The following is a 14,577-nucleotide window of genomic DNA, read 5'->3' as shown; positions in this document are numbered from 1 at the left end:
CGCTGGATCTTCTCCGGCGGTCAGAACGGATGGGTGGCTCGTCTGTCGTGCATCCTCCCTCGCGACACGCCCGGCTCGGCGCCGTCGCATCGGTCACGCCTTGATGGCCGGGAAACCTCGGATGCCGGAGAAAGATCAATCGGAAATGTCGAGCTTCGTCGCTCCTCGTCACCGACGGACTCGACCGAATGGTCGACGCGTCGAAGGACGGGACGAGTTGTTTGTTGGTTGATCGACGTGTCGTGAACGAGAAGGCGTCTGATCCGGTGCAGCGGTACGCATACGGTAAACCGGAACGTCGAGCCGCCTGCGACGGACGCGAAGCCGGTCTCCCCGGACATTGGCTCGAAGAAATGTCAGCGATGGGGACGAACAGCGCAGCTGCTGCCTCGTCTGCCTCTTCAACGGGCGACGCTTCGTCCGCCGCCATGGCCTCAGGGTCGAACGCGTGGTGAACGACGACGCCTCGGCCTCGCCGAGGACAACCTCTCGAGCATCCGCAGGATCAGACCCGCAGAACCTTACCCGGGTTGAGCAGGCCGTCCGGGTCGAGCGCCCGCTTCAGGCGAAGCGCCAAAGCCATCTCCTCGGGCCGGCGGCGGCGCGCCAGCTCGTCGACGCGGTACTGGCCGATGCCGTGCTCGGCCGAGATGCTGCCGGCGAACCGATCGACCACGTCGTGCACGAGCCGGTTGATCGCGGCGCTGTCGTGCTCGGGCCCGATCAGCACGTTGTAGTGCAGGTTGCCGTCGCCCATGTGGCCGAACACGTTCGGGACGGTGCCGGGCGCGCCCTCGGCCAAGGCTCGGTCGGCGGCCTCAAGAAAGGCCGGGATCGCCGGGATCGGCACCGAGACGTCGTGCTTGACCGACTTGCCCTGGTGCGCCTCGCATTCGGTGATGCGCTCGCGCAAACCCCAGAGGCCGGCAGCCTGCGCTTCCGATTCGGCGAGCACGCCGTCCACGGCGTCGCCTCGCTCCAGAACTTCGCCCAGCGTGCCTTCAACCGCGTCCCGGAGGCCCGATAGGCTCGATCCCGCCTCCAGCAGGATGCACCAGGGGGAGGGCGGCAGCGGGCTCGGCAGGCCGGCATAGCGCTCCAGCAGGTCGAAGGAGCAACGCGAGATCAGCTCGAAGGCCTGAATGGTGTCGCCGAGGCCGTCCTGCGCGGCGGCCAGCACTCGGAGCGCCGCTTCCGGGTCGGGCACCGCCAGCAGGGCGGTCTCGGTGTGGCGCGGCCGGGGAACGAGGCGCAGCACCGCCGCGGTGACAATGCCGAGCGTCCCCTCGCTGCCGATAAAGAGCTGCTTCCAGTCGTAGCCCGCATTGTCCTTGCGCAAGGCGCGCAGGCCGTCGACGACGCCGCCGTCGGCGAGCACGACTTCGAGACCGAGCACGAGGTTGCGGGTCATGCCGTAGCGCAGCACGTTGATGCCGCCGGAATTGGTGGCGATCATGCCGCCGACCATGGCGGAGCCTTCCGCGCCGTAGCTCACCGGGAACAGCCGCCCGGCGGCCTCGGCCGCCGCTTGCACCGCCTGGACGACGCAGCCCGCCTCGACCTCCAGGGTGAGGCCGACCGGATCGATGGCGCGGACCGCGTTCATCCGCGCCAGCGAGAGCACGAGTTGGCGCCCCGAGGCGTCGGGGGTGGCCCCGCCCGCGAGCCCGGTATGGCCGCCCTGGGGCACCAGGGCGATGCCGGCCTCGCGGCAAAGGCCGACAACCGAAGCGACCTGCGCCGTGCTCGTTGGCCGCGCCACGGCAGCGGGCCGGCCCGGGAACAGGCGGCGCCAGTCGATGGCGAAGGGCGCGCAATCGGCATCGTCCGTCAGCAGGCCGCCCGGTCCCAGCAGACCGTCGAGACGGGCGAGAAGATCGGGGGGGAGACCGGTCGCGCTCATGGCTCGAAGGATTCCTTAGGCGATCCGCGCCTGGATCAGGCGGGTGCGCACGGTGCCGTCGATGGCGTCGAGCTCGGCGAGGATGCCGGCGCGATCGGCGGGCGCGGCGTCGGCTTCCACCACGACGTAGCCCAACTCGCCTTCGGTCTGAAGGTACTGCGACGCGATGTTGACGCCGCGCCGGGCGAAGGCTTGGTTGACGTGGCCGAGCACGCCGGGGACGTTCCGGTGCACGTGCAGGAAGCGCACGCCGCCGATGCGCGGCGGGATCTGCACCTGCGGGAAGTTGACGGCACCCAGCGTCGAACCGGTCTCGACGTAATCGACGAGCTTGCGCGCGACCTCCGAGCCGATGCGGTCCTGCGCTTCCTCGGTCGAGCCGCCGATATGCGGCGTGAGGATTACGTTCGGGATGCCCTGGAGCGGCGAGACGAAGCGCTCGTCGTTGGAGCGCGGCTCGACGGGGAACACGTCGACCGCCGCGCCGCGCAGGCGGCCCTCCTTGAGCGCGTCGGCGAGAGCGTCGAGATCGACCACGGTGCCGCGGCTGTTGTTGATGAGGTAGGCGCCGGGCTTCATCCGGCCGATGCGCTCGGCGCTCATGAGCCCGTGGGTGAGCGGCGTCTCCGGTACGTGCAGGCTCACCACGTCGCTGGCGGCGAGCAAGGCGTCGAGGCTGTCGGCCGGCTCCGTGTTGCCGTGGCGCAGTCGGTCGGTGAGATCGAAGAAGATCACCCGCATGCCCATCGCCTCGGCGAGGTTCGAGAGCTGCGCGCCGATATTGCCGTAGCCGACGATGCCGAGCGTCTTGCCGCGGACCTCGTAGGAATTCTCCGCCGACTTGTCCCAGCCGCCTTCATGCGCCGAGGCGGAGCGGGGCGTGATGCGGCGCAGCAGCATCACGATCTCGCCGATCGTCAGTTCGGCGACGCTGCGGGTGTTGGAGAAGGGCGCGTTGAAGACCGGGATGCCGCGGGCGCGGGCCGCTTCCAGATCGACCTGGTTGGTGCCGACGCTGAAGCAGCCGACCGCGACGAGGGCCGGAGCGGCGTCGAGCAGGCCGGTCGTCACCTGCGTGCGCGAGCGGATGCCGAGGACATGCGCCCCGGCGAGCACATCGGCATCCGCCGAGCCGATCGCGCGCGGCAGGCGCCGCACGTGGTGGAGGCTCGCCCGCGCGAGGACCTCGACCGCCGACGGCGCGATATTCTCGGCCAGGACGATGTTGACCTGATCCTGAAGGGTGAAGCTGTCCGTGCCCGGCATGGTCCTGCCTGCGCCTCTCGTCGTTGAGCGCCCGCCACATACACAAATGTTGCGGTGCGGCAATCGCCGGCGGCTCAGTGTGAGCGACGACTGGGGCGAATCGTGACGCGTTTCTCGCGCAAAGCCGGCCGGACCATGGCGTCCCGCCGATTCCCCGTCCTCGTCCTGGATCGCGACGAGAGAGCGCTTGCCTCCGTCGCGCGGTCGGCGGTTGCGCGAAGAAAGGTCGTGTCAGCCAGCAAGCCGGCGCAGCTCGCCGCGGGCGATGCCGACGAGGGTTCGAGTTGCGAGCGCGGCGATGCCGGCCGTGGCCAGGGCGAGCAGCGCCAGCGCCAGGACGTCGGCGGGGACCGCGCGGACGTGTTCGGCGTAGCGCAGGGCCGCCACCGCCATAGCAGCGAGCGGGAAGCTCACCGCCCACCACGAGACGCGGAACGGGCAGCAGCGCGGCAGGTCGCGCAGGCGGCCGAGGAGGACCACGAACATGAACAGGCCAACCAAGAACAGCGCCTCGGCGAAGGCGTCGATCCGCCCGAAGGTCGCCGTGTAGCTGGAAAAGCCGACGGCGAAGGGCGCGACCAGGATCATCAGCGTCGGCCGCTGGGCCGGCGGCAGCGGCTCTTCGAAGACGAGGCGGGCGAAGACCAGGGTGAAGAGCGGGCCGGCGAAGAACAGGCCGATGCTCAGCGCGGCCATCGCCAGCGTCTGCGTGTGGGGCAGGCCCAGTGCGGGAGCAGCGAGGGGGATGTCGAGGAGGCCGACCACCGGCACCATCCAGGCAGGCGTCGCGTGGGCGAGCTGCTGGCGGCTGCCCATCCAGCGGCTGACGATGAGGACGGCGAACAGGGCCATGCCACCCGTGCCGACGATCCAGGCCGCGGCCGCGAGCGCCGGGCTGAGGTCGTGCAGCACGAAGGGCAGGAGCAGCAGGCTGATCAGGACGGTGCCGAACAGGTTGCCGGCGATCGGATGGCGGAACTCGGCCGTCACCGCCGGCCAGGCCGTGACCGCCTTCGCGCCGTAGGCCAGCGCGAGGGCGAGGGAGGTGAGGACGGCGCCCCAGCCGATCGCATCGGCAACGAGGGCAGGCAGGCCGTACCGCGCCGCCGCGAGGCGCCACGCGACGCTCAGGCCCGTCAGCCCCATCACGGAGCCGAACAGGGCGACCGGAAGGTAATCGAACCGCGGCACCGGGACGGCGGGCGCCTCCGTCGCCGCCGGCGCCAGGGGAGCGGCCATACCGCCGCCGTCAGACACCGGACAGGCGCGTCTTGGCGAGCGGCAGGCTGCGCACCCGCTGCCCGGTGAGCACCGCGACCGCGTTGACCACCGCGGGCGGCACGCCGGGCAGGCCCGGTTCGCCGATGCCGCCCATCGGCGCCCCGCTCTCGACGATGGCCACGTGGACCCTCGGCATCCGCGTGCGGTCGAGGATCGGGTAGGTGTCGAAGTTCCGCGCCTGCCGCTGCCCGTTCTCGTAGACCACCTGTTCGAGAAGCGTGGAGGAGAGGCCGAGCGCCGCCGCGCTCTCGACCTGCCGCTTCACGATCGCCGGGTTGACGACACTGCCCGGATCGATGGCGATCCAGAGGTCGTGCACCCGCGCCTCGCCGTCCTCGAGCGAGACCTCGGCGATGGTGGCCGTCTCCGAGCCGAAGGGCGAGGCCATGGAGACGCCTCGCGCCCGGCGCGTGCCGTCCTCGGCCACGAAGGGTCCGCGCCGCCAGCCGCCTGCGAGTTCCGCCACTTTCCGCAGCAGGGTGGCGTGGCGCGGGCTGTTCGCCAGCAGTGCCATGCGCAGGTCGAACGGGTCCCGGCCCCCGGCTGCGGCGATTTCGTCGAGGAAGCTCTCGTAGAAGTAGTCGTTCATCGAGTGGCCGACCGAGCGCCAGAAGGCGATCGTGACGGGATGGGCCACCCGCACGTAGTCGAGGCGCCGGTTCGGGATGGCGTAGGGCTTCTTGTCGAGCCCCTCGACGACGGATGAATCGACGGGCGACGTGAACAATGCGCCGAACCAGCGGCTGATCGGGCCTTCGCCCACGGCGGTGGTCTGGAGCGCCACCGGCATCCCGTCGGGCCCGAGCGCGGCTCTGAAGCGGGCAAAGCTCAGGGGCCGCACGGCGTCCATGCCGAACTCCTCCTCGCGCGACCACAGCACCCGCACGGGCCGGCCGGTCGCCTTGGCGAGCAGGATCGCCTGCGGGAAGGGGTTGGCCGGGCCGTAGGCGAAGTGGCGCCCGAAGAAGCCCCCGAGCATCGGCGAATGGATGCGCACCTGCTCCGGGTCGAGCCCCGCGGTCTTCGCGGCGATCTGCTGGAACAGCTCCGGCATCTGGTTGGGCACCCACAGATCGAGGCTGCCATCCGCCGTGAACCGGGCGACCGCCGAGGGCGGTTCGAGCTGGGCGTGGGCGAGGTAGGGCGCGTCGTATTCCGCCTCGATCACCTTGGCGGCATTCGCGAAGGCCGCTCCCGGGTCGCCCTCCTGCTCGGCCGGGAGGCCGGGCTCGGTCGTGCTCTTCAGGGCCGCCAGCATCGCCGCCGAGGAGAAGGTGGCCGAGACCGTGGCGATGCCCTCCGGTGCGGGCTCGCTCCAGGTCACTTGAAGCGCCTCCGCACCCTTGCGCGCGCGCCACCACGAATCGGCGAGCACCGCCACGGCGCCGGGCAGGCGATGGACCGAGTGGACACCGGGCATCGCGCGGACCTCTGCCTCGTTGGCGACCGCTCGCGGCTCGGTGCCGAGATGCGGCGCGTGCTGCACGGCGGCGTGCAGCATCGCGTCGAGGCGTATGTCGATGGCGTAGGTCGCCCGGCCCGTCGCCTTGTCGCGCATATCGAGCCGGGCCACCGGCCGGCCGATCCAGCGGAAGTCTCTCGGGTTCTTCAGAGCAACGTCGTCGCGCGGCAGGAGCGCCAGGGCAGCCTGTGCCACCTCGCCATAGCCGAGGGTCCGGCCGGAGGCGGCGTGAATCACGCGCCCGTCATCGGTCGTCAGGCTGTCCTGCGGCACGGCGAGCCGGGCGGCGGCGGCGCGTAGCAGCATCTCGCGGGCGGTGGCGCCGAGACGGCGCATCGCCTCGAAGCTGGAGCGGGTCGAGAAGCTGCCTCCGGTCATCCGCAGGCCGTTGACGACGGCGTAGTCGGGGCCGGGCGGAGCGCATTCCACCGTGAAGCGGGCGGGGTCGAGGTCGAGTTCCTCGCCGATGGTCTGGGCGAGCCCGGTATTGATGCCCTGGCCGCCCTCGACGAAGGGGCTGAGCAGGCGCACGCCGCCATCCGGACGGATTTCGAGGAAGGCGGCCACGCGGGTGCCGGGCTTTGCCGCCACCGCCGCCGGACCTTCCGCGCGAGTCTGCGCCGCGGCGTCCTTCGACAGGTCGATGCCGAGCAGGAGGGCGCCCGAGGCGATCCCGAGGAAGCCGCGCCGCGAGAGGTTGCGCACCGGCTCCGATTGAGGCCGGGGGGCGATGCCGAGGCGGTGGTGGGGCGTGAGGTCGTTCATCCCCGCCTCCTCAGGCCGCGGCCTGCCGCACAGCGGCGGCGATGGCGTTGTAGGTGCCGCAACGGCACAGATTGGTCATGGCTGCGGCGATCGCGTCCTCGGACGGTTTCGGCGTTTCCTTCAGGAGCCCCGTCGCGGCCATGACCTGGCCCGACTGGCAGTAGCCGCATTGCGGCACCTCGATCCCGACCCAGGCCGCCACGACGCGGGCGCCGACCGGATCGGCCTCGATCGCCTCGATGGTGGTCACCGTTTGCGCACCGACGCTCTCGACCGGCATCTGGCAGGATCGGATCGCCTGCCCGTCGATGAGCACGGTGCAGGCACCGCATTGGCCGATGCCGCAACCGTATTTGGTGCCGGTGAGGCCAATCGTGTCACGCAGCACGAACAGAAGCGGCGTGTCCGGCTCTACATCGATCGAATGTTGATGGCCATTGATCGAAAGGCTTATCATCAACCGACTCCCTCGAGTCTTCGCGTTTCAATATCCATGCTCGTCGGCGGCTTGGCAATTGGCAACGCCGTAAACACGGCAATTCCGGCCATCGAGGCGCAAAGGTCCGTCCGACGCGCGGTCGGCGCGGGGGCGTTCGGGCTCCGCCCCGCCCCCGGAGAAGGACTTGATCCTTCCGAAACCCGACCGTGGCTCAAGCTGCGCGGTAGCGCGCGGCCGGGACGGCGCTCGACAGGTGCGGCAGCATGATCGCGCGTGCGGCCTCCCAGGCATCCCACTCGGCCGCGTCCTGAAGCGAGGGGATGGTGGCGAATTCGCCGCGGTCGAGGCCGGCCAGGGCTGCATCGACCAGATCTTCGGCCGACATCACCCACTCCTTCGGCAGGTTGCTCGCGGGCAGGCCGGCGACGTCCCAGAACTCGGTTCCGGTCGCGCCGGGCAGCACCACCTGCACCGCGACCCCGGTGCCCGCGAGCTCCTTGCGCAGGGCGTGGCTGAAGCTGAGGACGAACGACTTCGAGCCGCCATAGACGCCGTTCAGGACCTCCGGGCCGATGGCGACGATCGAGGCGATGTTGATGATCGTGCCCTGTCCGCGGCTCGTGAAAGCCGGCACCGCCGCGTAGGTCAGGCGCATCGGCGCGGTGACGTTGATGGCGATCATCCGCTCCATCTCATCGACCGAGGCCGAGGCGAGCGGCGCGGCGGAGCCAAAGCCGGCATTGTTGACGAGATGCGTGATGTCCGCCTCGTCCTTCAGGATCGCCTCGACCGCGGCGAGCTCCGCCCGGTCCGTCAGATCGGCCTCGACGGTCCGAACCGACACGCCGTGGCGGCGGGTGAGATCCTCGGCGACGGCGTCGAGCCGCGCCTTGTTGCGGGCGACGAGGATGAGGTCGTGGCCGCGCCCGGCGAAGCGGTCGGCGTAGACGGCGCCGATGCCGGAGGAGGCGCCGGTGATCAGCACGGTTCCCTGGGACATGATCGTGGGTCCTGTCGTGAAGCGCGACCGGACTGCCCGGCGCTGGCGATGGCATGACCCTACGCCTGGACGGCGATGTCCTGAATGACGTATAAACGTCAAAATAGGACATAGGGTGGAGAGCCGGATGCGGCAGGTCGGGTTCATCCTTGAGGACGGATTTCAGGTGATGGGGCTCGCCGCCCTGTCGGCGTTCGAGTTCGCCAATACGGATCTCGGCCGCGAGGCCTATGGGCTGCGCGTCATGTCGGAGCGGGGCGGCACCGTCCGCTCCTCGCTGCGCATCGGCATCGAGACCGTGCCTCTGGCCGATGCCCCCGACACGCTGATGGTCGTCGGCGAGTTGCAGCCGCGCCCGCTCTCGCCGGGCCTGCGCGCTTACATCGCCGAGGCCGGCCGGACCTCGCGGCGTGTCGCCGGGCTCTGTACGGGCGCGTTCGCGCTGGCCGAGGCCGGGCTGCTCGACGGCCGGGTGGCAACGACCCATTGGGCCCATGCCCGCGACATGCAGGCGCGCTTCCCCCTGATCCGCGTCGATGACGACCGCATCTTCGTGGCCGACGGGAATGTCTGGACCTCGGCGGGGATGAGTGCGGCGATCGACCTGACGCTGGCGCTGATCGAGGACGACCACGGCGCGGAACTCTCCCGCGCCATCGCCCGCAAGCTCGTCGTCTACCACCGCCGCCCCGGCGGTCAGTCACAATTCTCGGCCCTGCTCGAACTGGAGCCCCGCTCCGATCGAATCCGCCGTGCCCTCGTCTACGCCAAGGAGAACCTGCGCCGCCCTCTGACCGTCGAGGAGATGGCGGAGGCCGCGCGCGTCAGCCCGCGCCAGTTCAGCCGGGTGTTCCGCGAAGAGACGGGTCAATCCCCGGCCAAGGCCGTGGAGCGGCTGCGGCTCGAGGCCGCCAAGGCCATGCTCGAGGACGGCCGCCACTCGCTCGATGTGGTCGCGCGCGATACCGGCTTCACCGACCGCGACCGCATGCGCCGCGCTTTCCTGCGCGCCTTCGGCCACCCGCCGCAGAGCCTGCGCCGGAGCCTGCGCCTGATCGAGGGCGGCGACGAAGCGGCCGGGTGACGCCCGCGGCGCACCGAAACACGGCGCGGGCCGCCGGTCGCTCAGCCGGCAAGCCGTGGTGAAGACTCCTGGCCCGCATAGGCCATGAGTTCGTCCCGCAGATACGGTGCCGTGCGGCTTGCCCGTGCCCCGGCGACCGCTTCGGGAGGGCCAGCCGCGACGACAGTGCCGCCGAGGTTTCCGGCGCCGGGCCCCACATCGATGACGTGATCGGCCCCGGCGACGACGCGCATGTCGTGCTCGACCATGACGACCGCGTTGCCCGCATCGACGAGGCCGTTGAGCTGGAGCATGAGGCGGTCCACGTCGGTCGGGTGTAACCCCGTCGTCGGCTCGTCGAGGACGTAGAGCGTGCCCCCGCGCTGGCCCCTCTGAAGCTCCGTGGCGAGCTTGATGCGCTGGGCTTCGCCACCGGAGAGTTCGGTCGCCGGCTGGCCGAGGCGCAGGTAGCCGAGGCCGAGATCTCGCAGCACGGCCAGGGGTCGCAACACGGACGGCTCGTCCGCGAAGGCGTCGCAGGCGCGCTCGACGGTGAGCCCGAGCACGTCCGCGATGGTCAGCCCGTTCCAGGTGACCTCCAGCGTCTCGGGCGCGTAGCGGGTGCCGTGGCAGGTCGGGCAGGGGGCGTAGACGCTCGGCATGAACAGGAGTTCGACGCTGACGAAGCCTTCGCCCTCGCAGGCCGGGCAGCGGCCCTTCGCGACGTTGAAGGAGAAGCGGCCGGCGTCGTAGCGGCGCTTGCGTGCCTCGGGTGTGGCGGCGAACAGCTTGCGGACGGCGTCGAACAGGCCGGTATAGGTCGCGAGATTCGAGCGGGGCGTACGCCCGATCGGCTTCTGATCGACCTTCACCAGACGCCGGATCCCGTCCATGCCGCCGACGATGCGCCCCTCCGTCGGGCCCGGCGCGTCGTCGAGCGGGTCCTCCGGCTCGTCGTCGATCTCGACGGGCCGTCCGAGGCGGTCGCCGACGAGCTCCAGCAGGGCTTGGCTCACGAGACTCGATTTGCCGGAGCCAGAGATGCCCGTCACGGCGGTGAGACAACCCAGCGGGAACGCGGCCGAGACCCCGCTCAGGTTGTTGCGGACGATGCCCTCCAGGCGCAGCCATCCCGACGGCTCCCGTCGCGGGCGCTGCGGCGGCTCGGCCATGCCGAACAGGTGGAGGCGCGTGCGCGACGCCTCCACGTCGCGCAGGCCTTCCGGCGGCCCGCTATAGAGCACAGTGCCGCCGTGCTCGCCTGCGGCCGGTCCGACATCGACGAGCCAGTCGGCGCGGCGCATCGTGCCGATGTCGTGCTCGACGACGAACAGCGAATTGCCCGAGGCGAGCAGCCCGGCCAGCGCGTCGTGCATGGCATCGCCGTCGGCGGGGTGCAGCCCGGCCGTGGGCTCGTCGAGCACGTAGGCCACGCCGAAGAGTTGCGAGCGGAGCTGGGTGGCGAGGCGCAGCCGCTGCAGCTCGCCCGACGACAGGGTCGTGGTCACCCGGTCCAGCGACAGGTAGCCCAGACCCAGCTCCGTCAGCGTTCCGATGCGGTCGATGAGGTCGGCCGCAAGGCGCTGAGCGGCCAGCCGCTTCTCGATCGAGAGGTTGGGCGTCGCGCGCACGTCCGGCGCGCCCGCATGGGCCGACGCCCCGGACGCGGCGCGCCGGGCGCGATCCTGCCGGCCCGTGTCGCGGCCGAGGGTCTCCGGCGCGGTGCCGTCGGCATCGTCGGGCAGCAGGTCCTCGGCGGCCGGCCGCATCGCTTCGGCCAGGTCGGCGAGCGGCATGCGCGACAGCTCGCCGATATCCAGCCCCGCGAAGGTGACCGAGAGCGCTTCGGGCTTCAGGCGCTTGCCTTGGCAGACCGGGCAATCCTCGCTCACGAGGTAGCTCGCTGCCCGCCGGCGCATGAGGGCGCTTTGCGAGTTGGTGAAGGTGCCGAGCACGTGGCGGCGGGCGCTCGTGAACGTGCCCATGTAGCTCGGCTCCAGGCGACGCCGGCGGGCCAGCCGCGTCTGCTCCGGGGAGAGCCCGGCATAGACCGGCTCCTGCGGCTGGTCGTCCGTGAACAGAATCCAGTCGCGCAACGCCCTCGGCAGATCCTTCCACGGCGTGTCGACATCGACGCCCCGGCTCACCAGGATGTCCCGCAGGTTCTGCCCGCCCCAGGCTTGCGGCCAGGCCGCGACGGCGCGTTCGCGGATCGTCAGCGAGGGGTCGGGCACCATCGACGCTTCCGTCGCCTGATAGACCCGTCCGAGCCCGCCGCAGGAGGGGCAGGCGCCCTGGGGCGTGTTGGGCGAGAAGTCCTCCGCGTAGAGCATCGGCTGGCCCGGCGGGTAGGTGCCGGCGCGCGAATACATCATCCGCACTAGGCTCGACAGGGTGGTGACGCTGCCGACCGAGGAACGTGCGCTCGGCGTTCCGCGCTGCTGCTGGAGGGCGACCGCCGGGGGCAGGCCCTCGATGGAATCGACGTCGGGTACCCCGACCTGATCGATCATCCGGCGCGCGTAGGGTGCGACCGATTCGAAGTAGCGCCTTTGGGCCTCCGCGTAGAGCGTACCGAAGGCGAGCGAGGACTTGCCGGAGCCCGAGACGCCGGTGAACACCACGAGCGCGTCGCGCGGCACCTCGACGTCGACGTCGCGCAGGTTGTGCTCGCGGGCGCCCTTTACCGTGACGTAGCCTGGGCGTCCCGCGCCGGCCCGGGCGATCCTGACCCGTTCCTTGGGCTTGGCTTGGTCCATCGGCATCCCTCTCGGCGCCTCCACGCGGGGGCGCCGGACGCCCCCGCGCCGACTAGAGGTTCGAGCGCGCGGAAGCTACCCGTGTGAGGGAATGGTGATCGGCGGCGTTGCGTGGAGAAAAGCCGGTGGCCAGCTATCCATCCCGGCTTGCATCCGGGCTTGCATCAGGACTTGGCGATCTCGCGAAGCAACATCGGCACGCGCGCCCACGGTTCCGTTGCCTGCTGGTTGTGCAGACGACCGAGCGCATCGTTCTGCCCGCCGACGATGAGGATATCCGGCCACCGCGAGCAGAAGGCCTCGACGCAGGCGGGATCGAAATGCCGTCCGCTCTCGGCCCGAATGCAGTCCAAAGCGTCGTCGAACGACATGGCGCCCTTGTAGGGACGCTGCGTCGTGAGGGCATCGAACACGTCCGCCACGGCCACGATGCGAGCCGAGAGCGGAATATCGGTCCCCGCAAGCCCCTGCGGATAGCCGCTGCCGTCCCACTTCTCGTGGTGCGATTCCGCGATTTCGGCAGCGAGGCTGATCAGCTCGGAGGAACTGTCGCCGAGAATACGCTTGCCGATCGCGGCATGGGTCCTGACGAGCGAAAACTCCTCCGGATCGAGCCGACCCGGTTTCAACAGGACTCCGTCCGGAATCGCGACCTTGCCGACATCGTGCAGGGGTGCTGCGAGATAGAGGTTCCGGCAAACCTCCGGTGCAAGGTCGAGGGCCTCGGCCACGATCTGGCTGTAGCGCGCCACGCGCCACGTGTGATCACCGGTGTCGTTGTCACGATACTCGACGGCAAGCGACAGGCGGAAGATGATTTCCTCCTCGCGCTCGCGCAAATGGCGCAGGGCCATTTCCACCTCGCCGTCGAGCCACGTGGCCTGCTCCGCCAATTTCCGGACGGCTTGGGCCAACCGGATGAGGTTGCGCAGCCGGACGGTGAGTTCGATGCCGCGCATGGACTTGTCGATGAAGTCGGTCGCACCGGCATCGAGCGCGGCAAGACGCACCGAGTCGGAGACATCGCTCGTCACCATGACGATCGGGACAAGACTGTAGTGAGGGACCTTTCGCAAGCTTTGGATGAACTCGATCCCATCCATGGCCGGCATGTGATAATCGACCACGACAAGGTCGAAGGCGCGCATCGTCGCCTCCAACAGCCCCGCCGCCGGATCGGCATGGTCCGTCACCGCCACGTCGGGCTCGGCCTCCAGAAGGCCGCGTAGGCGCAAGCGCATGGTCGCGCTGTCATCGACCAGCAGTGCGTCCATCCTCGGATCTCCTAATCGGGGCGCGCGATTGCAGAGCTGGGGTGCAAAGCATCACGCACAGTTTTCATGTCGGCCGGCACGCACGGACCAACGCATAGCCATCAAATGGTAAATAATTTTGCCAAATTCGCCTGTTAGCGGTCGTCCGGCGAACGTTGTTCGCGGCAGTTGCACCCCGGTTTTTCGAGCATTACACAAATGATTTATCAGTAATGCGCAATTACTGTCTTTGATTACACATGTGAAATGAGGATAAACCGCGAAATCTGTATCAATTAGCACACTGACGCAGACTGAACCGGCCGGCGTCGTCCCCGCCTGCAGCCGGCTGGATGGCGGCCACGTGAGCGGCGCCAAGCATCGACGCGTCAGGGGCAGAGCATGTGTCAGGACCTCGGGAAACAGGCGCTGCCAGTCTCCGGGCTCGATCTCCGAATTGACCGGTGGGCCGTGCGCCAGGGCCTCGACGTCGGCAACGGGCTCGGTGCGGTCATCCGCAGCGACAACAATCCGCTTGCAATCGGCGACTACATCACTCTTCAAGGCGGGGCGGTGTGCCGGAACGGGTCATACGGAAGACCACGTAACGGTCGGCGATCCGTTCTTAGATCGGCTTTCCCGCCCTCGATTGGCACTCGAAAGCGCGATTCAGCGAGTTGATCGTTTCATAGCCCCGTAAAAATTCAATCAACCAAGCTTGATGAACTTGGCTTTGCCTTGGAACGACCAGGGCCCTTTCACGCCGAACTCGGTGCAGAAGGCGTCCACGGCGCGCGTAACGCCGGGAAAGCTGCCTCCGAGACGGTCGTAATCGTCGGCGATGAACAGGCCACCGGGCCGCAGCACCGGCCACCAGGCCCGGAGGTCGGCGGCGACGGATGCTTCTTCGTGGCCGGCATCGAGATGGATCACGTCGGCGGTCACACCGCGCAGGCGCATCAGCTCGGCGGCATTCACCGAGTCGAGCGGCAGCGGCACCACCCGGTCGGCAAGCCTTTCGTGCAGAACATTGGCGAGGAAGGTGCGGTAGAGGCTGGGAAAGCCGTGTTCGGTGGCGAGTTCGGTGAAAAGGCTCTCGTCCATCCAGTGATCGACGGCGCCGAGCCAGGTATCGACCGCGACGACGGTGCCGTCGATCCCGTGCTCGGCCATCGTGCGAGCGAGGTAGAGCGCGCTCGCCCCCTTCCAGGTGCCGATCTCGATGACCACGCCGGGGCGGTGCTGGATCACCGCCTCCTCCAGATAGGGATGAACGCTGCGCCAGCCCTGAAGGTCGAGGGGCCTCAGGGTGTCCGGGGGATCGGCGAAAGGATCGCGCCCGTGCCAGAGAGCGGCGATGATGTCCTGTCGGGTCATGTCTTCGGC

10 protein-coding genes are annotated in these 14,577 nt (G+C 69.5%); 1 reads left to right on the top strand and 9 read right to left on the bottom strand.

The features are described 5' to 3' along the window. Positions 1-505 precede the first annotated feature (505 nt). From OVA30_RS21560 to OVA30_RS21535, 6 genes are all read right to left on the bottom strand, one after another. Complete coding sequence (locus OVA30_RS21560; RefSeq protein ID WP_268176830.1) at positions 506-1,903, bottom strand: FAD-binding oxidoreductase; 1,398 nt, start codon at positions 1,901-1,903, stop codon at positions 506-508. 15 nt (positions 1,904-1,918) lie between these two features. Continuing rightward, complete coding sequence (gene serA / locus OVA30_RS21555; RefSeq protein ID WP_003605631.1) at positions 1,919-3,169, bottom strand: phosphoglycerate dehydrogenase; 1,251 nt, start codon at positions 3,167-3,169, stop codon at positions 1,919-1,921. Positions 3,170-3,400: 231 nt separating this feature from the next. Next, on the bottom strand, positions 3,401-4,408 hold the full coding sequence (locus OVA30_RS21550) for an SLAC1 anion channel family protein (protein WP_268176826.1): 1,008 nt from the start codon (positions 4,406-4,408) through the stop codon (positions 3,401-3,403). Positions 4,409-4,418: 10 nt separating this feature from the next. Beyond that, complete coding sequence (locus OVA30_RS21545) at positions 4,419-6,677, bottom strand: xanthine dehydrogenase family protein molybdopterin-binding subunit (RefSeq protein ID WP_268176824.1); 2,259 nt, start codon at positions 6,675-6,677, stop codon at positions 4,419-4,421. A gap of 10 nt (positions 6,678-6,687) precedes the next feature. After that, positions 6,688-7,134, bottom strand: coding sequence for a (2Fe-2S)-binding protein (locus OVA30_RS21540; RefSeq protein ID WP_003605635.1), 447 nt, complete (start codon positions 7,132-7,134; stop codon positions 6,688-6,690). Between the two features lie 193 nt (positions 7,135-7,327). After that, on the bottom strand, positions 7,328-8,116 hold the full coding sequence (locus tag OVA30_RS21535) for an SDR family NAD(P)-dependent oxidoreductase (protein WP_268176821.1): 789 nt from the start codon (positions 8,114-8,116) through the stop codon (positions 7,328-7,330). Between the two features lie 127 nt (positions 8,117-8,243). On the opposite strand from OVA30_RS21535, the gene OVA30_RS21530 reads away from it, so the two are divergent. Next, the gene (locus tag OVA30_RS21530; protein WP_056457848.1) at positions 8,244-9,200 is read left to right on the top strand and encodes a GlxA family transcriptional regulator; all 957 of its coding nucleotides are present in this window, start codon (positions 8,244-8,246) and stop codon (positions 9,198-9,200) included. Between the two features lie 41 nt (positions 9,201-9,241). Here OVA30_RS21530 and OVA30_RS21525 read toward each other — a convergent pair whose 3' ends face one another. The 3 genes from OVA30_RS21525 to OVA30_RS21515 all read right to left on the bottom strand — a co-directional run bounded on the left by OVA30_RS21525 (position 9,242) and on the right by OVA30_RS21515 (position 14,568). Then, positions 9,242-11,938: an excinuclease ABC subunit UvrA gene (locus OVA30_RS21525; RefSeq protein ID WP_268176818.1), complete on the bottom strand. Its 2,697-nt coding sequence runs from the start codon at positions 11,936-11,938 to the stop codon at positions 9,242-9,244. Positions 11,939-12,102: 164 nt separating this feature from the next. Then, positions 12,103-13,212: an HD domain-containing phosphohydrolase gene (locus tag OVA30_RS21520; protein WP_012252022.1), complete on the bottom strand. Its 1,110-nt coding sequence runs from the start codon at positions 13,210-13,212 to the stop codon at positions 12,103-12,105. Between the two features lie 687 nt (positions 13,213-13,899). Then, on the bottom strand, positions 13,900-14,568 hold the full coding sequence (locus OVA30_RS21515) for a class I SAM-dependent methyltransferase (RefSeq protein ID WP_268176817.1): 669 nt from the start codon (positions 14,566-14,568) through the stop codon (positions 13,900-13,902). Positions 14,569-14,577: the final 9 nt, after the last annotated feature.

It is taken from the genome of Methylorubrum sp. SL192 (assembly GCF_026672325.1).
Taxonomy (GTDB): Bacteria; Pseudomonadota; Alphaproteobacteria; order Rhizobiales; family Beijerinckiaceae; genus Methylobacterium; species Methylobacterium extorquens.
Note: the sequence above shows the minus strand (reverse complement) of the source record. Positions and strands in the feature narration are given on the sequence as shown.

Excerpts from the sequence above, each read along its gene's own strand:
- OVA30_RS21550 (WP_268176826.1), bottom strand. The coding sequence starts at position 4,408 with ATGGCCGCTCCCCTGGCGCCGGCGGCGACGGAGGCGCCCGCCGTCCCG.
- OVA30_RS21540 (WP_003605635.1), bottom strand. The coding sequence starts at position 7,134 with ATGATAAGCCTTTCGATCAATGGCCATCAACATTCGATCGATGTAGAG.
- OVA30_RS21545 (WP_268176824.1), bottom strand. The coding sequence starts at position 6,677 with ATGAACGACCTCACGCCCCACCACCGCCTCGGCATCGCCCCCCGGCCT.
- OVA30_RS21520 (WP_012252022.1), bottom strand. The coding sequence starts at position 13,212 with ATGGACGCACTGCTGGTCGATGACAGCGCGACCATGCGCTTGCGCCTA.
- OVA30_RS21560 (WP_268176830.1), bottom strand. The coding sequence starts at position 1,903 with ATGAGCGCGACCGGTCTCCCCCCCGATCTTCTCGCCCGTCTCGACGGT.
- OVA30_RS21535 (WP_268176821.1), bottom strand. The coding sequence starts at position 8,116 with ATGTCCCAGGGAACCGTGCTGATCACCGGCGCCTCCTCCGGCATCGGC.
- OVA30_RS21515 (WP_268176817.1), bottom strand. The coding sequence starts at position 14,568 with ATGACCCGACAGGACATCATCGCCGCTCTCTGGCACGGGCGCGATCCT.
- OVA30_RS21525 (WP_268176818.1), bottom strand. The coding sequence starts at position 11,938 with ATGGACCAAGCCAAGCCCAAGGAACGGGTCAGGATCGCCCGGGCCGGC.
- serA (WP_003605631.1), bottom strand. The coding sequence starts at position 3,169 with ATGCCGGGCACGGACAGCTTCACCCTTCAGGATCAGGTCAACATCGTC.
- OVA30_RS21530 (WP_056457848.1), top strand. The coding sequence starts at position 8,244 with ATGCGGCAGGTCGGGTTCATCCTTGAGGACGGATTTCAGGTGATGGGG.